The organism is Elioraea sp. Yellowstone (assembly GCF_006704265.1).
Classification (GTDB): Bacteria; Pseudomonadota; Alphaproteobacteria; order Acetobacterales; family Acetobacteraceae; genus Elioraea.
Genome location: NZ_VIKA01000055.1, coordinates 1 through 19,425, shown reverse-complemented (window position 1 = coordinate 19,425; position 19,425 = coordinate 1). Strand labels below are relative to the sequence as shown.

18 protein-coding genes and 1 pseudogene are annotated in these 19,425 nt (G+C 72.6%); 13 read left to right on the top strand and 6 right to left on the bottom strand.

Annotation, left to right across the window (positions count from 1 at the left end; genetic code table 11):
* Window positions 1-261: 261 nt before the first annotated feature.
* Complete coding sequence (locus tag FK498_RS09790) at window positions 262-1,470, top strand: AAA family ATPase (protein ID WP_141854029.1); 1,209 nt, start codon at window positions 262-264, stop codon at window positions 1,468-1,470.
* A complete protein-coding gene (locus FK498_RS09785; RefSeq protein ID WP_141854026.1) occupies window positions 1,463-2,035 on the top strand; it encodes a hypothetical protein in 573 nt (190 codons plus the stop codon). Before FK498_RS09790 ends, FK498_RS09785 begins: the two co-directional genes overlap by 8 nt.
* A gap of 9 nt (window positions 2,036-2,044) precedes the next feature.
* Here FK498_RS09785 and FK498_RS09780 read toward each other — a convergent pair whose 3' ends face one another.
* Both FK498_RS09780 and hemF read right to left on the bottom strand, forming a co-directional pair.
* Window positions 2,045-2,449 carry an OsmC family protein gene (locus FK498_RS09780; protein WP_141854024.1) on the bottom strand — a complete coding sequence of 135 codons (405 nt, stop codon included), beginning with the start codon at window positions 2,447-2,449 and terminating at the stop codon, window positions 2,045-2,047.
* Window positions 2,450-2,459: 10 nt separating this feature from the next.
* Entirely contained in the window at window positions 2,460-3,326 is an 867-nt protein-coding gene (hemF, locus tag FK498_RS09775; RefSeq protein ID WP_141854022.1) for an oxygen-dependent coproporphyrinogen oxidase, read from the bottom strand.
* Between the two features lie 254 nt (window positions 3,327-3,580).
* Here hemF and petA point away from each other — a divergent pair, with 254 nt between their 5' ends.
* The 6 genes from petA to FK498_RS09745 all read left to right on the top strand — a co-directional run bounded on the left by petA (window position 3,581) and on the right by FK498_RS09745 (window position 8,380).
* Window positions 3,581-4,138 carry a ubiquinol-cytochrome c reductase iron-sulfur subunit gene (gene petA / locus FK498_RS09770; protein WP_141854020.1) on the top strand — a complete coding sequence of 186 codons (558 nt, stop codon included), beginning with the start codon at window positions 3,581-3,583 and terminating at the stop codon, window positions 4,136-4,138.
* A gap of 10 nt (window positions 4,139-4,148) precedes the next feature.
* Entirely contained in the window at window positions 4,149-5,414 is a 1,266-nt protein-coding gene (locus FK498_RS09765) for a cytochrome b/b6 (protein ID WP_202614801.1), read from the top strand.
* A complete protein-coding gene (locus tag FK498_RS09760) occupies window positions 5,414-6,181 on the top strand; it encodes a cytochrome c1 (protein WP_202614800.1) in 768 nt (255 codons plus the stop codon). The genes FK498_RS09765 and FK498_RS09760 overlap by 1 nt, the downstream gene beginning before the upstream one ends.
* A 69-nt stretch (window positions 6,182-6,250) precedes the next feature.
* Entirely contained in the window at window positions 6,251-7,153 is a 903-nt protein-coding gene (locus tag FK498_RS09755; RefSeq protein ID WP_141854014.1) for an S-methyl-5'-thioadenosine phosphorylase, read from the top strand.
* Between the two features lie 6 nt (window positions 7,154-7,159).
* Window positions 7,160-8,077 (top strand): DnaJ C-terminal domain-containing protein, encoded by a 918-nt coding sequence (locus FK498_RS09750; protein WP_141854012.1) that lies wholly within the window; start codon window positions 7,160-7,162, stop codon window positions 8,075-8,077.
* A gap of 3 nt (window positions 8,078-8,080) precedes the next feature.
* Window positions 8,081-8,380 (top strand): transcriptional regulator, encoded by a 300-nt coding sequence (locus tag FK498_RS09745; RefSeq protein ID WP_141854010.1) that lies wholly within the window; start codon window positions 8,081-8,083, stop codon window positions 8,378-8,380.
* A 105-nt stretch (window positions 8,381-8,485) separates the two neighbouring features.
* Here the strand turns inward: FK498_RS09745 and FK498_RS09740 are convergent, their stop codons facing one another.
* From FK498_RS09740 to FK498_RS09730, 3 genes are read right to left on the bottom strand one after another with little or no spacing between them, the layout of a single operon-like run.
* On the bottom strand, window positions 8,486-9,040 hold the full coding sequence (locus tag FK498_RS09740) for a TIGR00645 family protein (protein WP_141854008.1): 555 nt from the start codon (window positions 9,038-9,040) through the stop codon (window positions 8,486-8,488).
* Entirely contained in the window at window positions 9,037-9,663 is a 627-nt protein-coding gene (locus FK498_RS09735) for an HAD family phosphatase (protein ID WP_141854006.1), read from the bottom strand. The genes FK498_RS09740 and FK498_RS09735 overlap by 4 nt, the downstream gene beginning before the upstream one ends.
* A 56-nt stretch (window positions 9,664-9,719) precedes the next feature.
* Complete coding sequence (locus tag FK498_RS09730) at window positions 9,720-12,320, bottom strand: AMP-binding protein (protein WP_141854004.1); 2,601 nt, start codon at window positions 12,318-12,320, stop codon at window positions 9,720-9,722.
* A 77-nt stretch (window positions 12,321-12,397) separates the two neighbouring features.
* Here FK498_RS09730 and FK498_RS09725 point away from each other — a divergent pair, with 77 nt between their 5' ends.
* Genes FK498_RS09725 through FK498_RS09710 form a run of 4 tightly spaced genes read left to right on the top strand, consistent with a single transcriptional unit; the run spans window position 12,398 to window position 17,153 of the window.
* Window positions 12,398-14,065 carry a cation:proton antiporter gene (locus tag FK498_RS09725; RefSeq protein WP_141854002.1) on the top strand — a complete coding sequence of 556 codons (1,668 nt, stop codon included), beginning with the start codon at window positions 12,398-12,400 and terminating at the stop codon, window positions 14,063-14,065.
* Window positions 14,066-14,068: 3 nt separating this feature from the next.
* Window positions 14,069-14,986 carry a potassium channel family protein gene (locus tag FK498_RS09720; RefSeq protein WP_141854000.1) on the top strand — a complete coding sequence of 306 codons (918 nt, stop codon included), beginning with the start codon at window positions 14,069-14,071 and terminating at the stop codon, window positions 14,984-14,986.
* Between the two features lie 56 nt (window positions 14,987-15,042).
* Complete coding sequence (locus FK498_RS09715) at window positions 15,043-16,017, top strand: NAD(P)-dependent oxidoreductase (protein WP_141853998.1); 975 nt, start codon at window positions 15,043-15,045, stop codon at window positions 16,015-16,017.
* The gene (locus FK498_RS09710; protein WP_141853996.1) at window positions 16,014-17,153 is read left to right on the top strand and encodes a DegT/DnrJ/EryC1/StrS aminotransferase family protein; all 1,140 of its coding nucleotides are present in this window, start codon (window positions 16,014-16,016) and stop codon (window positions 17,151-17,153) included. The genes FK498_RS09715 and FK498_RS09710 overlap by 4 nt, the downstream gene beginning before the upstream one ends.
* Before the next feature lie 129 nt (window positions 17,154-17,282).
* On the opposite strand, the gene FK498_RS09705 is transcribed toward FK498_RS09710, so the two are convergent.
* Entirely contained in the window at window positions 17,283-18,890 is a 1,608-nt protein-coding gene (locus FK498_RS09705; protein WP_141853994.1) for a GMC family oxidoreductase, read from the bottom strand.
* A 97-nt stretch (window positions 18,891-18,987) separates the two neighbouring features.
* Here FK498_RS09705 and FK498_RS09700 point away from each other — a divergent pair.
* Window positions 18,988-19,425, top strand: a pseudogene (locus FK498_RS09700) (phosphoenolpyruvate carboxylase); the annotation flags it as partial.

Genomic DNA, 19,425 nt, shown 5'->3' with positions numbered 1-19,425 from the left:
CGTCCCGAGACGATCAAGACGGTCCTGAAGTGGGGGGCGCGCCGGGGCGGCGGCGCGCGCGGTCGGCGCGATCCCGGGCCTGGCGGATGCAGGCGTGGCGGGGGTGGCGGCGCAGCGGATCGCGCGCATCGGCGCGCTGGCGAAGCGGGCCTGCCGGCCGCTGGCGGAGGGGTAATCCGTCTCGTCCTACCGCCGTTTCCCCGCGGTTGCGGGATCAACGAGACGATTGCGGCATGCTTCCATGACCGGTAATCCGTTCCCATGGGCGAGCATCGGCGAGCGCCGCGCGGCACGGGTCGTCAGTCGCTTCGATTCACGCGGGTAGGGCTGGAGAACTGGCGCAACTTCCGCAAGGCGGAAGTCCGCCTCGGGAAACGAGCCTTCCTGGTCGGCCCCAATGCCTCCGGAAAGTCGAACTTCCTCGATGCCCTGCGGTTCCTGCGCGACATCGCCCGCCCGGAAGGAGGGTTGGCATCGGCCCTGGCGCAACCGGGGCGCGGAAGCTTCAAGAACGTGCGTTGCCTGTTCGCCCGAAGGCCGAGCACGCTGACCATCGACGTCGATGTCGGCGACGACTCCCATCCGGCCGTCTGGTCCTACACCCTGGTGCTGCAGCAGCACGGAGCCGTGCGCGGCGACCCAGTGACGGTCGAACAGGAGATCGTGAAGCATCAAGGCGAGGTCATCCTCGACGACAGACGGCCGGAACAGACCCAGGATTGGCTGCTCTGGACCCAGACGAAGCTGGAGCAGGTGCAGCAGAACAAGGGTTTCCGCGAGCTGGCGGAGTTCTTCACCTCGATCCGCTATCTCCATGTGGTCCCGCAGATCGTCCGCGATGCCCGCCGCGCGATCGTCGCGACGGAAGACCCGTTCGGCGGCGATCTCCTCCGACGGATGAAGGAGACGCCGAAGAAGACGCGGGAACCTCGGTTGAGGCGTCTGCGCGATGCCCTGAAGCTGGCCGTGCCGCAGTTCGAGAACCTCGAACTGAAGGACGACGTGGAGGGCCGCCCACACCTCTATGCCGCCTTCCGCCACTGGCGTGTCCACGCGGCCAAGCAGGACGAGACGCTGCTCTCCGACGGCACGCTGCGACTTCTCGGCTTTCTCTGGTCGATCACCGAACGCGGCGGCCCGCTGCTGCTCGAGGAGCCGGAACTGTCGCTGCACGACGCCGTCGTGGCGCAGTTGCCAGCCATGATCGCGAAGGCCCAGCGATTGTCCGGACGGCAGGTGATCGCCTCCACTCACTCGGAGGCGCTCTTGAACGCGCCGGGCATCGCTCCCGACGAGGTGCACCGCATCACTGTGTCGGAGAACGGCAGCGCGATCGAGACGGCGGCTGACAACCCCGAGATCCGCGAGCAAGTCGAGAAGGCTGGCTGGTCCCTCGGTCAGGCGGTGCTTCCGCTGACGCAGCCCGAGGGCATCGATAGACTCGGGTCGTTGAGTGTCGTCAGTGGTTGACTATTGCGGCGAGGGGCCGGTCGATGCCGCGGTCGCGCGGCGGCTCATCGTCGCGGCCGGCGGTCGGCCGGGGACGGACTACGTCGCCCGACGCGGACCGAGAGGGAAGGGTGCGCTCGACAAACGCATCAAGGGGCTCGTGATCGCTGCGCGCCATGGCCGTCGCGTCTTGGTTCTTCGCGATCTCGACGCGGATCCCTGCGCCGGTCCTGTTGTCCGGCGGCTCGCTCCCAATCCGCCGTCAACCCTCTGTCTCCGGCTTGCCGTCCGCGCCATCGAGGCCTGGCTGTTGGCGGACCACGAGGGCATGGCCAGGGGGCTCAACGTCTCCAAGGCGGCACTCCCGCTGCTGCCGGAGACGCTCTCCAATCCGAAGTGCGAACTTCGCCGCATCGGACGAAATTCCGGGGACTCCGAGGTGCGAAGGCAATGCCTGGGCACACCTCAAGTGTTCGGTGGGTTGACCGCTGCTCTCGCAGCGGAGCACTGGGATCCCCACCGCGCCGCTCAACGCGCGCCCTCCTTGGCCCGCGCGCTCTGGCGGCTGCGCACGCTCTGCCGTTGACGCGTCCCGTCACCCCGCCCGCGTCGTGACGATCTCCGCGCCGTGCGCCAGCGTCTGGTGCACCGGGCACCTCTCCGCGATCGCCAGCAGCCGGTCGCGCTGCGCCGGATCGAGCGGTCCCTCGAGCGCGATCGCGATCGCGAACCGCCCGCGGTCGGCCGGCTTGTCGTAGGTCACGGTGACGACGATGCGCTCAAGCGGCCAGCCCTTCCGCGCCGCATACATCCGCACCGTGATCGCGGTGCAGCCGCCGAGCGCGGCGCAGAGGAGTTCGAACGGCTCCGGCCCGGAATCGGCGCCGCCGCCCTCCGCCGGCTCGTCCACCGGCCAGGTGTGGCCGCGCGCGGCCGCGGTCAGGCCGTAGGGGCCCCTCCCCGAGTCGCTCACGGTCACGATGCGCGTCTTCGCCGCCATGTCCGCCGGCCTACGGCCACCTCACCTCGGGCGGCAGGCTCATCAGGATCGCCTCCGTGTTGCCGCCGGTCTTCAGCCCGAACAGCGTGCCGCGGTCGTAGAGCAGGTTGAACTCGACGTAGCGGCCGCGGCGGACGAGCTGCCGCTCGCGCTCCTCCGCCGTCCAGGGCGCGTGCATGCGCGCCCGCACGATCGCCGGATAGACCTCGAGGAAGGCCAGCCCCACGTCGCGCGTGAAGGCGAAATCCGCCGCCCAGTCGCCCGAATCGAGATTGTCGTAGAAGATCCCGCCCACGCCGCGCGGCTCACCCCGGTGCGGCAGGAAGAAGTAGCGGTCGCACCAGTCCTTGAAGCGCGGGTAGTGGTCCGGATCGTGGCGGTCGCAGGCAGCCTTCAGGGCGGCGTGGAACGCCTCGCGGTCGGCCGCCGTCTCGGGCGTCTCCAGCAGCATCGGTGTCAGGTCGGCGCCGCCGCCGAACCAGGTCCTCGTCGTCACGATCATGCGCGTGTTCATGTGCGCGGCCGGCACGCGCGGGCTGCGCAGATGCGCAACGAGCGAGATGCCCGAGGCCCAGAAGCGCGGATCCTCCTCGGCGCCGGGGATCTGGCGGGCGAATTCGGGGCTGAATTCGCCGAACACGGTCGAGACGTTCACGCCCACCTTCTCGAACACGCGCCCGCGCATCAGGCTCATCACCCCGCCGCCGCCGCCCGGCCGATCCCAGGCCGTGCGCTGGAAGCGGCCGGGCGGCAGGTCGGCGTGCGGCCCCGCGGCGAGCGCGTCCTCGATCGCCTCGAAGGCGGCGCAGAGCCGGTCGCGCAACGCCTCGAACCAGGTGCGCGCGGCCTCCTGCCGCGCCTCGGGGACGGATGCCATGGACGGCACGATCACGGGACGCGGGCACGCCGTCAACCGATCGCGGCGGGGGTTGCAGACTCGGGCGGCGACCATACCTGCGGCGCAGCCGAGGGCCGTTGCCGCGCCGTCCCCCCCTGCCTATAAGGGCGGCCGACGCCGGAAGATGGTGCGATGCGGCATCGCTGCCCGTGGTCGCGCAGGCGACGGGCGTCGCGGGAACGGATGCGCGCCCGCCCCTCCCCGGGGCGGGCCCGAGGCTGAGAGGAACGGGGATGGCCGAGAGTACGACGGCAGCGCATGGACACGGCGGAGGCGCGGGCGGCACGCGGCGCGACTTCCTGTCGCTCACCGCGACCGCGGTTGCAGGTGTGGGCGTGGCGGCCTTCGCTTGGCCCTTCATCGCCAGCATGAACCCCTCGGCCTCGGTGCTCGCCCTCGCCTCGACCGAGGTCGATCTCGCGCCGATCGCCGAGGGCCAGGCCATCACCGTGATGTGGCGCGGCAAGCCGGTGTTCGTGCGCCACCGCAGCGCGGCCGAGATCGAGGCGGCGCGCCAGGTGCCGCTCAGCGCGCTGCCCGATCCGCAGCCGGACGAGGCGCGCGTGCAGAGGCCGCAGTGGCTGGTGATGGTGGGCGTGTGCACGCATCTCGGCTGCGTGCCGCTCGGCCAGCGCCCGACCGACCCGAAGGGCGACTTCGGCGGCTGGTTCTGCCCCTGCCACGGCAGCCACTACGACACCTCGGGGCGGATCCGCCGCGGCCCCGCGCCGGCGAACCTCGAGATCCCGCCTTACACGTTCACCTCCGACAGCGTGATCCGGATCGGCTGAGGCGCATATCATGGTCGGCTTGCACAAGAGCGACTTCAAGAACCCGGTGGTGCGCTGGATCGACGAGCGCCTGCCGATCCCGAGCCTGCTCCAGAAGGAGTATGCGCAGTTCCCGACGCCGAAGAACTTCAACTACTTCTGGAACTTCGGCGCGCTCGCGATGGTCTGCCTGGTGGTGATGATCGTCACCGGCATCTTCCTCGCGATGCACTACACGCCGCATACCGCCCACGCCTTCGACAGCGTCGAGCGCATCATGCGCGACGTGAACTACGGCTGGCTGATCCGCTACATCCACATGAACGGCGCCAGCATGTTCTTCATCGTCGTCTACATCCACATCTTCCGCGGCCTCTACTACGGATCGTACAAGGCGCCGCGCGAGCTCCTCTGGATCCTCGGCGTCGTCATCCTGCTCCTGATGATGGCGACCGCCTTCATGGGCTACGTGCTGCCCTGGGGGCAGATGAGCTTCTGGGGCGCCACCGTGATCACCAACCTGTTCAGCGCCATCCCGGTGGTCGGCGACGACATCGTGGTGTGGCTCTGGGGCGGGTTCTCGGTCGACAACCCGACGCTGAACCGCTTCTTCTCGCTGCACTACCTGCTGCCCTTCCTGATCGTCGGCGTGGTGTTCCTGCACGTCGTCGCGCTGCACATCACCGGCTCGAACAACCCGCTCGGGATCGAGCCGAAGGGCCCGCAGGACACGATCCCGTTCCACCCCTACTACACGATCAAGGACAGCTTCGGGCTGGTGGTGTTCCTGATCGTGTTCGCCTTCTTCGTGTTCTTCGCGCCGAACTACCTCGGCCACCCGGACAACTACATCGAGGCGAACCCGCTGGTCACGCCGGCCCATATCGTGCCGGAGTGGTACTTCCTGCCCTTCTACGCGATCCTGCGCGCGGTGCCCGACAAGCTCGGCGGCGTCGTGCTGATGTTCGGCTCGATCTTCGTGCTGTTCGTGCTGCCCTGGTTGGACACCAGCCCGGTGCGCTCGATGAAGTTCCGCCCGCTCGCGCGACCCTTCTTCTGGGTGTTCGTGCTCTCGTGCCTGCTGCTCGGCTACTGCGGGGCGATGCCGCCCGAGGGGATCTGGGTGGTGCTCTCGCGTGTCGGCACGGCCTACTACTTCCTCTACTTCCTCGTGATCCTGCCGGTGCTCGGCAAGCTCGAGCGGCCGCTGCCGCTGCCGGTCAGCATCAGCGAGCGCGTGCTGGGCGGCGGGCCGGTGCCCGCGGCCGCAGCGGCCAAGCCGATGGAGAAGGCGTGATGCGCAGGCTTCGTCTCGTCGCCCTTGCGGCTTCCCTGCTGCTCGCCGCCCCGGCCGCGCGCGCCGCCGGCGAGGCGCCGAAGCCGCCGCCGCAGGACTGGTCCTTCGGGGGGCTGTTCGGCACCTTCGACCGCGCCTCGGCGCAACGCGGCTTCCTGGTCTACAAGCAGGTCTGCGCCGGCTGCCACGCCATGAAGCAGCTCGCCTACCGCAACCTCGAAGGCATCGGGCTGTCGCAGGCCGAGATCCGCGCGATCGCGGCCGAGTACATGATCATGGACGGACCGAACGACGACGGCGAGATGTTCGAACGTCCCGGCCGCCCCTCGGACCGCTTCAGGAGCCCGTTCCCGAACGTGCAGGCGGCGCGCGCGGCGAACAACGGCGCCTATCCGGTCGATCTCTCGCTGATCATCAAGGCCCGCCCCGACGGGGCCAACTACATCCATGCCCTGCTGACCGGCTATCGCGATGAGCCGCCCGCCGGCGTCGAGCCGATGGAGGGGATGCACTACAACGCGTACTTCCCCGGCCACTGGATCGCCATGGCCCGGCCGCTGCACGACGACCAGGTGGAGTATCCGGACGGCACGCCCGCCACCACCGAGCAGATGGCCCGCGACGTCACCACCTTCCTCGCCTGGGCCGCCGAGCCGGAGCTGGAACAGCGCCGCGCGATGGGCGTGCGCGTGATCCTGTTCCTGATCGTGCTCGCGGGCCTGACCTACGGGGTGAAGCGCAAGATCTGGGCCGAGCTCAAGCACTGAGGCGCGGAACCGGCTAAGCTTGCGGGGCCGCCCGGTCCGGGCGGCCCTTCGCTGTCAGGGAACGAGGCCATGGCGGAGCAAGACGCGCCGTCCCCGGTGATCGGCATCATCGGCGGCTCCGGCATCTACGACATCGAGGGGCTCGAGGACGCGGAGTGGCGCGAGGTCCGCACGCCCTGGGGGCTGCCCTCGGGCGCGCTGCTGTTCGGCCGCCTCGCCGGCATCCCCTGCGTGTTCCTGCCGCGCCACGACCGCGGCCACCGGCTCTCGCCCACCGACCTGCCCTACCGCGCCAACATCGATGCGCTGAAGCGCGCGGGCTGCACCGAGATCCTCTCGCTCTCCGCGGTGGGCTCGCTGCGCGCCGACCTGCCGCCCGGCACCTTCGTGATCGTCGACCAGTTCATCGACCGCACCTTCGCGCGCCAGACCTCCTTCTTCGGCGCCGGCTGCGTCGCGCATGTCTCGATGGCGCAGCCGGTCTGCCGCCGGCTCGGCGACGTGCTGGAGGAGGGCTGCCGCGCGCTCGGCCTGCCGCACCGGCGGGGCGGCACCTATCTCGTGATGGAGGGGCCGCAGTTCTCGACCCGCGCCGAGTCCGAGCTCTACCGCGCCTGGGGCTGCGACGTGATCGGCATGACCAACATGCCGGAGGCCAAGCTCGCCCGCGAGGCGGAACTCTGCTACGCGACGGTGGCGATGGTGACCGACTTCGACTGCTGGCACCCCGAGCACGCGCATGTCACGGTCGAACTGGTGGTGAAGGTGCTGTTCGAGAACGCGGCCAAGGCGCGCGCGCTGCTGAAGCAGGTGGTGCCGGTGCTGGGCCAGCGCCGCGGCCTCTGCCCGGAGGGCTGCCACACCGCGCTCGAGAACGCGATCGTCACCGCTCCCGACAAGCGCGACCCCTCGCTGCTCGCGCGGCTCGACGTGGTCGCCGGGCGGGTGCTGAAGGCCGAAGCCGAGGGCTGAGGACACGTGGCCAAGGACCCCTACGAGACGCTCGGCGTGGCCCGCACGGCCACGGCGGAGGAGATCCGCCGCGCCTACCGCAAGCTCGCGAAGAAGCTGCACCCGGACCTGAACCCGGGCGACCGCAGCGCCGAGGCGCGCTTCAAGGAGGTCTCGGCCGCCTACGACCTGCTCTCCGACCCCGAGAAGCGGCGCCGCTTCGACGCGGGCGAGATCGACGCCGCCGGGCAGGAGCGGCCGCGCGGCCCGTTCTTCCGCGACCACGCGACGGCCGATGCCGGACCGTTCCGCACCTGGCGCGGCGCGCGCACCGGCCGCTCCGGGCTCGAGGACCTGTTCGAGGACCTGTTCGGCGAGCGCGAGTTCGGCCGCGCCGAACGCATGGGCTTCCCGGGCGGCGACGTCGCGCTGAAGCTGACCGTGCCGTTCCTCGACGCGGTGAACGGCGCGACCGCGCGCGTGAGCCTGCCGAACGGCGACGTGGTCGACCTGAAGATCCCCCCCGGCGCGACCGACGGCCAGGTGCTCAGGCTGCGCGGCAAGGGCCTGCCCGGGATCGATGGCGGCCCGCCGGGCGATGCGCTGGTCGAGCTCGCGGTCGCGCCGCACCCGCTCTACCGGCGCGAGGGCGACACGATCCGCTACGACCTGCCGGTCGCGCTCCACGAGGCGGTGCTGGGCGCCAAGGTCGAGGCGCCCACGCCCGCGGGCCGGGTGATGCTGACGGTGCCGCCCGGCTCCAACACCGGCACCGTGCTGCGCCTGCGCGGCCGCGGGGTGGCGCGGCCGGACGGCACGCGCGGCGACTGCATCGTCACGCTCAAGCTGGTGCTGCCGCCCGGGCCGGACCCCGCCCTCGCGCAGTTCCTGCGCGGCTGGGAGGCCGGGCGGCGGCACGATCCGCGCGCCGGGCTGGAGGGCTGAGGGATGGACCGCGCCACCTTCTGCCTGCGCGCGCGGCTCGACGCCGGCACGCTCGATGCCTGGATCGAGGCCGGCTACCTGCGCCGCGAGCTCGCCGAGGCCGACCTCGCGCGCGCGCTCCTGGTGCGCGACCTGATCGAGGATCTGGGCGTGAACGAGGAGGGCGTGGAGGTGGTGCTCGACCTCGTCGACCAGCTCCACGCGGCGCGCGCGGCCCTGCGCCGGGTGCTGGCGGTGCTGGCGGAGGAGGATCGGGGCGTGCTGGAGCGGGTCAGGGCGCGGATCTGGCCTGACCGGACTTGACCAGGGCGGCAGGCCGGCCGCGCGCAAGACCAAGGCCTGATGCCCGGCCGGCAAGGGTCGAACCTTTGTCGGCCGGGTATCAGGCACCGATCCGCAGGTCTGGCGCTACGGCGTCGTGCTCCTGCGCGCCTGATCCGGCTGGTCCTTCACCATCCGCACGTTCGCCTTGTCGGTCATGCGGTCGAGGAAGCCGAGCGAGACCGCCGAGGCGATGAAGACCACATGCGTCACCACCTTCCAGAAGATCTCCTCGGTCGTGTAGGTGCGCGTGTTCAGGAACACCTGCAGGAGGTGGATCGAGCTGATCGCCACGATCGCCGAGGCGACCTTGATCTTCAGGCTGCCGGGATCGAGCTTGGAGAGCCAGCCGATCTGGCGCTGGTTCTCGGGATCCTCGAGCCTGGCGACGAAGTTGTCGTAGGACGACAGCATCACCATCACGATCAGGCCCGCCACCAGCGCCTTGTCGATCAGCTGCAGCACGCCGAGCAGGAAGACGTTGTCGTCGGCGGCGGGGAACTGCCCGGCGAGGCCCGCGAGCTTGACCAGGAACTGCCCGGCGAACACGGCGAGCGCCACCGCCAGCCCGATGTAGAACACCACCAGGATGAAGCGGCTGGCGAGGATGATCTGCTCGATCAGCTTCTGCAGCGTGGTCATCGCGGGTCTCCCACAGGAAGGCCGAAGCCGGCGAGATCGCGCGCCAGCGCCGCCGGCCCGGTGAAGCGGAGCGCGCGCAGGCCCGCCGCCTCGGCCCCGGCGACATTCGCGGCACTGTCGTCGATGAAGAGCGTGCGGCCGGGATCGACGCCGAAGCGGGCGATCGCGTGGCGGTAGATCGCCGCGTCCGGCTTCACCAGCCCGATCCGCCCCGAAACCACGATCGCGCGGAACCGGCCGAGGAAGGGATAGGCCGCTTCCGCATGGGGGAAGGTCTCGGCCGACCAGTTCGTCAGCGCGTAGAGCGGGACGCCCGCCGCGTGCAGCGCCTCCAGGATCGCCACCGTGCCGGCGATCGGCCCGTTCAGCATCTCCGGCCAGCGGGCACGATAGGCGGCGATCAGCGCGGCCTTGTCCGGGTGTCGCGCGGACAGCTCCGCGATCGCCGCCGCCCAGGGCCGGCCGCGGTCCTGCTCGAGATTCCAGGCGGGCGTGCAGACCTCGGCGAGGAAGCGCTCCATCTCCGCCGCATCGTCGAACAGCCGGCGGTAGAGGTGGCGCGGGTTCCAGTCGATCAGCACGCCGCCGAGATCGAAGATCACGGCGTCGATCGCTCGGCTCATCGGGGCTGTGTCCTCGTCGGGGTCGGGCGCGAAGGGTCATGCCGCGCCACGGCCTGTCAAGGCTCGAGCGCGGCCACCGCCTGGCGGATCCGCTCGGCGATCTCCGCCGCGCCCGCGCCGCCCTCGGCGAGCCGCTCGGCCGGGATCGGCGGCCCGAAGGCGACGCGCACCGGATGCGGACGGGGCAGCCGCGCCGTGCGCGGCATCGCCTCGAAGGTGCCGGCGATGCGCGCCGGCACGACCGGCGCGCCGGTCGTGCGCACAAGCTCGCCCACGCCCGGCAGGAAGCGCTGGATCGTCCCGTCCGGGCTGCGCCAGCTCTCCGGGAACCAGACCAGGCACTCGCCGCGCCTGAGCGCCTCCCTGGCATAGGCGAGGGTGGTGGCGGGCTGGCGCTCGTCGACCGGGAAGATCCGCGCCGCGCGCGCGAGGAACCGGCCGATGCGCGAGACGAACAGCCGCGACCGCTCGCCCGACCAGCGGATGCGCGCGAGCGCCGGGCGCGGCAGCGCGGCGGCGATGATCGCCGGGTCGATGTCGGAGAGGTGGTTCACCGCGACGATCACGGGGCCGTCGGGGAGGTGCTCGCGCCCGCTCGCGCGCAGCCGGAACAGCGCCGCGCAGAGGAGGCGGTTCAGCGCCGCCAGCAGCCGTCCCGCGACGGCGTGCGCGCCCGAGGGCGGCGCGAGCCAGGCGAGGTCCGGCGGCTCGGGCGGGCGCGAGGGCGCGCCCTCCGCGGCGCGGCGCGCCGCGAGCTCGAGGATGTCGCGCACCGTGCCGATCGTCGCCCAGTCGTCCTCGCCGAAGCGCAGGCCCAGCCGGCTCTCCGCCTCGAGCGTGATCTCCAGCCAGCCCAGGCTGTCGACGCCGAGATCGAGCTGCGGCGACTGCGCGGGCGAGACGAGCCTGCCGGGAAAGCGCGCGGTGAGCAGCTCCCACATCGCGCGCGCGGCCGGATCGGCGAGCAGCGCGCGCTCCGCCTCCGTCATCGCCGCGGCCGTGGCTCCGCGTCCCGCCTTCGCCGCCTCGTAGAGCGCGGGGAGACGGAAGCGCTGGATCTTGCCGAGCCGCGTGCGCGGCAGCGTCTCGCGCGTGATCGCATACCCGGCGAGGCGCTGGTAGGGCGGCAGCCGCTGCGCCGCGGTGGCCAGCGCCACGCGCACCGCATCCTCGATGCGCGACGATCCGGAAGCCGCGATCGCCGCCTCGTCCGGTACGACGAGGGCCACCAGCGCGCCCTGCCGCTCCAGGACCGCGATCTCCCTGATCGCCGGCTCGGCGCCGTAGTGTTTCTCGAGCTCCTCGGGGAAGACGTTCTTGCCGCCCCCGAGCACGATCATCTCCTTCACCCGGCCGACGATGTGCACGTAGCCGTCGGCGTCGATGAAGCCGAGATCGCCGGTGCGGAACCATCCGTCGGGGGTGAAGGCCGCCGCGTTCGCCTCCGGATTGTCGCGGTAGCCGGCGAACACCGAGGGGCCGCGGCATTCGAGCTCGCCCACACCCTGCCCGTCCGGCCCGGCCACGCGCAGCTCCACCCCCGGCAGCGGCCAGCCCTCCGAGCCGATGCGCGCCTTGCCCTTGTGGTTGTTGGTCAGGATCGAGGCGGTCTCGGCCAGCCCCCAGCCCGACAGCACCTGCCAGCCGAGCGCCTCGAGCGGCCAGATCACCTCCGGCTCGAAGGCCGCGCCCCCCGAGGCCATCAGCCACAGATCGGGCGCGAGGCTGCGGTGGATCGCGCCGAACAGCCGCCGCCCGACGCGCACGCCGAAGCGCCGGCGCAGGACCAGCGAGAGGCCGAACAGCGCGCGGAACACCTGCCGCTTCGCCCAGGGAAGCTGCGCGACGCGCGCCAGCAGCCCGTTCAGCAGCGCCGCATAGAGCCGCGGTACCGCCACCATCACCGTGCAGCGCGCTTCCTTCAGCGCGGCGACGATGTGCGGGCCGGTCACGCTCTCGGGCAGCACCACGGTGGTGCCGAGCGCGAAGGGCGTGAGGATGCCGACGGTCAGCGGATAGACGTGGTGCAGCGGCAGCGGCAGGAGCGCGCGATCGTGCTGCGTCACGATCCCCTGGCAGGCGAGCGCGCGGACGTTGTGCAGCACGTTGGCGTGCGTGAGCAGGAAGGATTTCGGCCGCCCCGTCGTGCCGCTGGTGGTGACCAGCATCATCGGGTCCTCGGGGCGGATCGGCGGCAGTTCGGCCTTCTCCCCCTCGGCCCAGTCGGTCCAGCGCGGCAGCCCCTCGGCGGCATCGAGGGTGACGAGCGCCAGCCCCGGATCGACCGCGGCGAGCCGGGGCGCGTGCGCGGCGGCGCAGAACGCGAGCCGCGCCCCGCTGTCCGGCACCAGCACCTTCAGCTCCTCGTCGGTGGCGAGGTCGTCGAGCGCCGCCGCGATCGCGCCGAGCGCGCCGAGCGCGAGCCGCACCGTGACCCAGTCCGGCCCGTTCGGCCCGAACATCAGCACGGGATCGCCCGGCCGCACCCCGCGCGCGGCGAGCGCGCCGGCCAGCGCCAGCGCGCGCGCGCCGATCGTCTCGTAGCCCAGCGCCTCGGCCTTGCCGTCGCGCACCTGCACCAGCGCCGGCCGGGAGCCGTGGCGCGCCAGCCCCTCCACCAGGTCGCGCAGCGTCGAGGGTCCTTCGGGTGTCCGCATGGCCGCCACCTTACGGGGTTCGCGGCGCGCCCCCCAACCGCTAGCCTTTCGCGGCTGCGTGAACCGGCGGAGGGGTCGTGTCGGTCTTCCAGGAGGTGGCGGCGCTGCTGGCGATCGCCTCGGCGGTCGGGCTGGTCGGCATCGCGCTGCGCCAGCCGCTGATCGTCTCGTTCATCGCCGTCGGCATCCTGGTCGGACCGTCCGGCTTCGGCATCGTCTCCGGCGGCATCGTGATCGAGACGCTCGCGCGGCTCGGCATCGCGCTCCTCCTGTTCCTGGTCGGGCTGAAGCTCGACATCGGGCTGATCCGGAGCTTCGGCCGGGTCGCCCTCGCCACCGGGCTCGGCCAGGTGGCGTTCACCTCGATCGGCGGGTTCCTGATCTGCCTCGCCCTCGGCATGGGCGCGGTCGAGGCGCTCTACGTCGCGGTGGCGCTGACCTTCTCCTCCACCATCATCATCGTGAAGCTGCTCTCGGACAAGCGCGAGATCGACGCGCTGCACGGCCGCATCGCGCTCGGCTTCCTGATCGTGCAGGACATCTGCGTCGTGATCGCGATGATCGCGCTCTCGGCCTTCGGCGCGGTCGCCGGCGAAGGGGGCGGCGCGGCGCTCGCGCGCGCGCTCGGCGGCGGCCTCGCCCTGGTCGCGGTGGCGGGACTGTTCATGCGCTACCTCGCCGAGCCGCTCCTGACCCGGATGGCGCGCGAGCCCGAACTGCTCGTGGTGTTCGCGATCGGCTGGGCGGCCGTCGGCGCGGCGGCGGCGGACGCGGTCGGGCTCTCCAAGGAGCTCGGCGGGCTGCTCGCCGGGGTGAGCCTCGGCTCGACCAGCGTGCGCGAGGCGATCGCGGCGCGGCTCGCGCCGCTGCGCGACTTCCTGCTGCTGTTCTTCTTCCTCGAGCTCGGCGCGCTGTTCGACTTCTCGGCGGTCGGCGGCGAGCTCGCGCGCGCGGCGGTCCTGTCGGTGTTCGTGCTGGTCGGCAATCCGCTGATCGTGATGGCGATCATGGGGGTGATGGGCTACCGCAAGCGCACCGGCTTCCTGGCCGGCCTCACCGTCGCGCAGATCAGCGAGTTCAGCCTGGTGTTCATCGCGCTCGGCCATGCGCTCGGCCATGTCGGGCCGGAGGCGGTGGGGCTGACCACCCTGGTCGGCATCGTCACGATCGCGCTCTCGACCTACATGATCGTGCACTCCTTCACGCTCTACCGCTGGTGCGAGCCCTTCCTCGGCCTGTTCGAGAGGCGCCGCGCACTGCGCGAGGACCACCTGCTCGCGGCGGGCGAGGCGCCGGAACGACCGGTGATCCTGTGCGGTCTCGGCCGCTACGGCACGGCGATCGCCGAGCGCCTGGCCGAGCGCGGGATTGGTTTCCTCGGTGTTGATTTCGATCCCGAGGCGGTGCGGGCCTTCCAGCGCCGCGGCTGGCCGGCGATCTATGGCGACATCACCGATCCGACCTTCGTCGCCCATCTGCCACTCGCGCACGCGGCGTGGGTCGTGGTGGCAGTGCCGCACACCACCGGCGTGCTGGGCCATGCCGATACCACCGACGCCCTGGTCGGCGCCCTGCGTCAGGCCGGGTTCCGCGGCCGGATCGCGCTCACCGCCACCTTCCCCGGGCAGGCGGCCCGGCTGAAGGCGCTCGGCGCCGAGGTCGTGCTCTCGCCCTTCGCGGACGCCGCCGACGAGGCCGTGCAGCGCCTCCTCGCCGCCGCCCCGCCGCAGCCGGCGACCGCCTGAGCGATGCACCGCCGCGCGCGCATCGACCGGCACTGGTGGCGCGCGGTCGCCTTCACCGCCGCGCTGGCGCTGCTGGTGGGCCTCGCCGCCCGGCCCGGCGACCCTGCCTTCGCGGCCCTGCTGCTCGCCACCGCGGCCGCCGGCTTCGGCTTCTTCTACCTGCTGTTCGCCGGCGGGCTGCATTTCGCCGTCGCGCTGGCGAACGGGCTCGCCGTCTACGCCACGCTGTTCGCCTTCTTCACCGAGAGCAACTTCCCCGGCATCCGCCGCCCGGTCTCCTATCTCGGCTTCGTGCTGCCGGTGGCCGCCTTCCTCGCCGCGGCCTGGCGGCACCGCGCCGCGCTCGCCGGGCTGGTGGCGAGCGAGCGGCTGCGCGAGACCGCCCATTTCGCGCGCCTGCTGGCCTGGCTCGTTCCCCTGCTGGCGATCGGCGCGGCGAGCTTCGCGCTGCCCGAACTCGCGCTCGGCGCGGCGGCGCGGGAGGCGGCCTTCCTCGCCGCCATGGCGCTGATCGCGGCGGTGGTCGCGGCCGCCGCGCGCGACGTGGTGGCGTTCCTGCTCGACGCCTCGCTGCTGTTCGAGGCCTTCTTCGCCCGGATCCGCCGGCTGCTGATCCCGGCCTTCGCCTTCCTCACGCTCTACTCGATCCTGGTGATCGTGTTCGCCTGCCTCTACCGCCTCGCCGACGAGGCGATCCCGGGGCCGCTCCTGTCCTTCGCCGGCCAGCCGCGCGAGATGACCTTCGCCGAGGCGCTCTACTTCTCGGTGGTCACGCTCTCGACCATCGGCTACGGCGACGTCGTGCCCCATGCGCCGGCGGCGCGCGCGCTCGCCTCGATCGAGGCGATCCTCGGCGTGCTGCTGCTGCTGTTCGGCTTCGCCGAGATCATGAGCGCGAGCCGCGGCCGCGACGACCGCTGAGCCGCCTTCGTTCGGCCATGCGGGCGTGGTGAAGGGGCGGGAGGAGCGGCAGGAGCATGGACTGGCAGGACGCGCAGGCGGTCGTCACGGGGGGCGCGGGGTTCCTCGGCTCGGCGGTCGCGCGCGCGCTCGCCGCAGCCGGCGCGCGCGTCACCGTGATCGACGCCTTCCTGCCCGAGACGGGCGCGAACCCGGCCAATCTCGAGGGCCTGGACGTGCGCCTCGTGCGCGCGGATCTGCGCCGCGATCCGCTGGAGGAGGCGCTCGCCGGGGCGGCGGCGATCTTCCACCTCGCCGCAGAGACCAGCCACATGGGCAGCCAGGCCGATCCGCGCGGCGATCTCGCCCAGAACGCGGACGCGACGCTGCGCCTGATCCTCGCCGCGCGCGCGGCCGCGCCGGCGGCGCGCGTGGTGCACGCCTCGACGCGCCAGCTCTACGGCCGGCCGCGCGCCCTGCCCGTGGCGGAGGACCATCCGGTCGATCCGCCGGACGCGAACGCGGTGAGCAAATGGGCCGCCGAGCAGTACTGGCTCCTCGAACACAAGGTGCACGGCCGGCCGGTCGTCTCGCTCCGGCTGACCAACTGCTACGGCCCGGGGCTCCGCGTGAAGGACCACCGCCAGACCTTCCTCGGCCTCTGGGTGCGTCGCGTGCTCGAGGGCGAGGCCTTCGAGGTCTGGGGCGGCGAGCAGAGGCGCGACCTCGCCTATGCCGACGACGTGGCGGCGGCGTTCCTCGCCGCGGCCGACGCCCCGCCCGGGGTCTACAATCTGGGCGGCGCGCCGCCGCTCAGCCTGCGCGACCTCGCCGAGGCGCTGGTGGCGGCGAACGGCGGCGGGCGCTACGTCGTCAAGGCGTTCCCGGCCGAGCGCGCGAAGATCGACATCGGCTCCTACGTCGCCGACGATTCCCGCTTCCGCGCCGCGACCGGCTGGGCGCCGAGGGTGCCGCTCGAGGAGGGGCTGCGCCGCACGCTCGACTGGTTCCGCCCCCGTCTCGACCGCTATCTCCGAGAGACCGACCCATGAACGCCGAGCTTCCGCCCGTCACCGTGCCGCAGGCCGATCCCGGCGCCGCCTACCGTGCGCTCAAGGAGCCGATCGACGCGGCGGTGGCGCGCGTGCTGGAGTCCGGCTGGTACATCCTCGGCCGCGAATGCGCGGCCTTCGAGGAGGCCTTCGCGCGCTGGCAGGGGGCGGGCCGCGCGATCGGCGTCGCGAACGGAACGGACGCGCTCGCGCTGATCCTGCGCGGCCTCGGCATCGGCGCAGGCCACGCGGTCGCGACCGTCTCGCACACCGCGGTCGCGACCGTCGCCGCGATCGAGATGGTCGGAGCGACGCCGATCCTGATCGACATCGATCCGGCGACGTACACCATGGACCCCGACGAGCTCGAGGCCGTGCTGCGCGCCCCGCCTGCCGGGCTGCCGCCGATCCGCGCCGTGATCCCGGTCCATCTCTACGGCCAGCCGGCGGCGATCGAGGCGATCGTCGCGCTCGCCGATCGTCACGGCGCCGCCGTGATCGAGGACTGCGCCCAGTGCCACGGCGCGACGGCGGGCAACCGCAAGGCCGGCACGTTCGGCCGCGCCGCCGCGTTCAGCCTCTACCCGACCAAGAACCTGGGCGCGCTCGGCGACGGCGGCGTGATCGCGACCGACGACACCGCACTCGCGGAGCGGATCGCCGCGCTGCGCCAGTACGGCTGGAAGGAACGCTATGTCAGCGACCTTCCGGGCGTGAATGCGCGGCTGGACGAGATCCAGGCGGCGATCCTGACCGTGAAGCTCCCCCGTCTCGACGCGGCGAACGCGCGGCGGCAGCAGATCGCCGCGCGCTACGACGCGGCGCTCGCCGGCACCGGCTTCGTCCCGCCCGCGCGCCGCCCGGGCACGACGCATGTGTTCCACCAATACGTGATCCGCTGCGCCGACCGCGCCGCGGCGCAGGCGCATTTCCGCGCCCGCGGCATCGGCACCAACGTGCACTACCCGGTGCCCGTGCACGCCCAGCCCGCCTATCGCGGCCGTGTTCCCCTCGGCCCGGCACGATGCCGCGAGACCGAACGCGCCGCCGCCGAGGTGCTCTCGCTGCCGATGTTCCCCGAACTCGCCGACGCGCAGGTCGAGCAGGTCTGCGCCGCGCTGCGCGCGCTGAACTGATACCCTCCGCACAAAGGCTCGACCTTTGTGCGGAGGGTATCGCGCGCGGGGCTGGTGGGGCGGCCGCGCGCGAACATGACCCCGTGCCAGCCCGCCGAAGGTCAAGCCTTCGGCGGGCTGGTATGAGCCTCAGCCCCGCGCGTCCTCGCGGATCATCGCCGCCGCGCGCTCCGCCACCATCAGCACCGCCGGCTGGATGTTGGAGGAGGGGACGAGCGGGAAGACGCTCGCATCCGCCACGCGCAGCCCGGCGATCCCCTTCACGCGCAGCCGCGGGTCGAGCGGTGCCGCGTCGTCCTCGCCCATGCGCACCGTTCCGCAGGGGTGATAGACGGTCGAGGCGGCCTCGCGCACCCAGGCCGCGATCGCCGCGTCGTCGGCCACCGCCGGTCCCGGCAGCAGCTCCGCCTCGATCAGCCCCGCGAGCGGCTGGGCGGCGACGATCCGGCGCGCGAGCTTCACCGCCTCCACCGTGACGAACAGGTCGTTCGGCGCCGAGAGGTAGTTCGGCACGATGCGCGGCGGCGCTTCCGGGTCGGGCGAGGCGAGCGCGATCTCGCCGCGGCTGTCGGGCCGGCACTGGCCGACCACCAGGGCGATGCCGGGATGCCGATGCAGCCCCTCCGCCATCGTCGTGAAGCTGAAGTTGATGAACTGGATCTGCACCTCGGGCTCCTCGGCCCCCGGCGTGACGCGCGCGAACAGCGACGCCTCCGAGGCGCCGACCGCGAGCGGGCCGCGCCGGGCGAAGGCCCAGCGCGCGCCCATGCGCAGATAGCCGAGCCACGAGGCGGTGTGCTCGTTCATCGTGCCGCAGGGCCGGGTGCGGAACGGCATGCGCACGACCAGGTGGTCCTGCAGGTTCTGCCCGACGCCGGGCGCATGCAGCCGCGGCGCGATCCCGAACGCGGCGAGCCGCGCGGCATCGCCGATGCCGGAGTGCATCAGCAGCTTCGGGCTCTCGATCGTGCCGGCCGCGAGGATCACCTCGCGCCGCGCCGTCCAGCGTGCGCCTCCGCCGGGTCCGCGGCCCTCGACCGCCCGCGCGCGCCCCGCCTCGATCGCCACGCGATGCGCGCGCACGCCGGTCAGCACGCGCAGGTTCGGCCGCGACCGGGCGGGCCCGAGATAGGCGCGCGCCGAGCTGATGCGCCGTCCGCCGCTCACGTTCAGCGGATTGGGGGCGGCCCCCTCGTACCAGGCGCCGTTGAAGTCGGGGCAGGCGGGCTGGCCTGCCGCCCGGCAGGCGGCGAGGAAGGCGCTTCCCGCCGGCGAGAGGTCGCGCGTCGGCCCGTTGCGGATCGGCCCGGCGGTGCCGTGCAGCTCGGAGGGCGGCCCCTCCCAGGTCTCGATCGCCTTGAAGGCCGGCAGGCACGCCTCGTAGGACCAGCCGCGCGCGCCCGCCTGCGCCCAGCGGTCGTAGTCGCGCGGGCTGCCGCGCAGGAAGACGAGCCCGTTGATCGAGCCCGACCCGCCCAGCACCTTGCCGCGGGGCCACTTGATGCGCCGCCCGTTCAGTTCCGGGTCGGGCTCGGTCTCGTACTTCCAGTCGAACCGGCCGGAGAGGAACAGCCTGGCGTAGCCGGCCGGGATGTGGATCCAGGGGTGCCGATCCTCGGGTCCGGCCTCGAGCAGCGTCACCGTCACGGACGGGTCCTCGGAGAGCCGTGCCGCGAGCACGCAGCCCGCGCTGCCGCCGCCGACGATCACGTAGTCCGACTCCGGGCCTTCCGTCACGCCGTCTCCTCCGCGTCTCGGCGACGCACGGTATCGGGCCGTGACGCAGGGTCAACACGGGCTGGCGAAACCCGGCTTCGCAGGCGCACAATGCGGCATGGACGACGTCCCGGCGATGCCCGTGCCGGACGCGGCGATCGAGGACCTGCTCGGCCTGGTCGAGCGGGCGCGCGCCGCCGCAGCCCGGGACCCGTTCGGCAACCCGGTGCTCTCGGTCGCGCTCGCGCTCAGCCGGCGCATCGACGAGGGGGCGCTCGACGCCGCGGCGCTCGAGGCGCTGATCCGCCGCCTCGCCGATGACGCGTTCCGCGACCGCGCCGCGCGCCTCGCCCGCTATGTCGGCGAGGCCGGCACCGGGCAGTATGCCCGCCTTGCGGCCCGCCTCGTCCGCCCCGATCCGGCCGACAGCCCGGTGCCCTGGGCAGGCTACCGCGCCGCGGTCGAGCGGCCGCGCTTCGCCGCCGTGTTCACCGCCCATCCCACCTTCGCGATGCCCTTCCCGACCGCCGCGCTGCTCGCGCGCGCCGCGCACGAC

Bases quoted from the DNA above. Each gene is read 5' to 3' on its own strand.
- FK498_RS09790 (WP_141854029.1), top strand. From the start codon at position 262: ATGGGCGAGCATCGGCGAGCGCCGCGCGGCACGGGTCGTCAGTCGCTT.
- FK498_RS09780 (WP_141854024.1), bottom strand. From the start codon at position 2,449: ATGGCGGCGAAGACGCGCATCGTGACCGTGAGCGACTCGGGGAGGGGC.
- hemF (WP_141854022.1), bottom strand. From the start codon at position 3,326: ATGGCATCCGTCCCCGAGGCGCGGCAGGAGGCCGCGCGCACCTGGTTC.
- petA (WP_141854020.1), top strand. From the start codon at position 3,581: ATGGCCGAGAGTACGACGGCAGCGCATGGACACGGCGGAGGCGCGGGC.
- FK498_RS09765 (WP_202614801.1), top strand. From the start codon at position 4,149: ATGGTCGGCTTGCACAAGAGCGACTTCAAGAACCCGGTGGTGCGCTGG.
- FK498_RS09760 (WP_202614800.1), top strand. From the start codon at position 5,414: ATGCGCAGGCTTCGTCTCGTCGCCCTTGCGGCTTCCCTGCTGCTCGCC.
- FK498_RS09755 (WP_141854014.1), top strand. From the start codon at position 6,251: ATGGCGGAGCAAGACGCGCCGTCCCCGGTGATCGGCATCATCGGCGGC.
- FK498_RS09745 (WP_141854010.1), top strand. From the start codon at position 8,081: ATGGACCGCGCCACCTTCTGCCTGCGCGCGCGGCTCGACGCCGGCACG.
- FK498_RS09740 (WP_141854008.1), bottom strand. From the start codon at position 9,040: ATGACCACGCTGCAGAAGCTGATCGAGCAGATCATCCTCGCCAGCCGC.
- FK498_RS09735 (WP_141854006.1), bottom strand. From the start codon at position 9,663: ATGAGCCGAGCGATCGACGCCGTGATCTTCGATCTCGGCGGCGTGCTG.
- FK498_RS09730 (WP_141854004.1), bottom strand. From the start codon at position 12,320: ATGCGGACACCCGAAGGACCCTCGACGCTGCGCGACCTGGTGGAGGGG.
- FK498_RS09720 (WP_141854000.1), top strand. From the start codon at position 14,069: ATGCACCGCCGCGCGCGCATCGACCGGCACTGGTGGCGCGCGGTCGCC.
- FK498_RS09715 (WP_141853998.1), top strand. From the start codon at position 15,043: ATGGACTGGCAGGACGCGCAGGCGGTCGTCACGGGGGGCGCGGGGTTC.
- FK498_RS09710 (WP_141853996.1), top strand. From the start codon at position 16,014: ATGAACGCCGAGCTTCCGCCCGTCACCGTGCCGCAGGCCGATCCCGGC.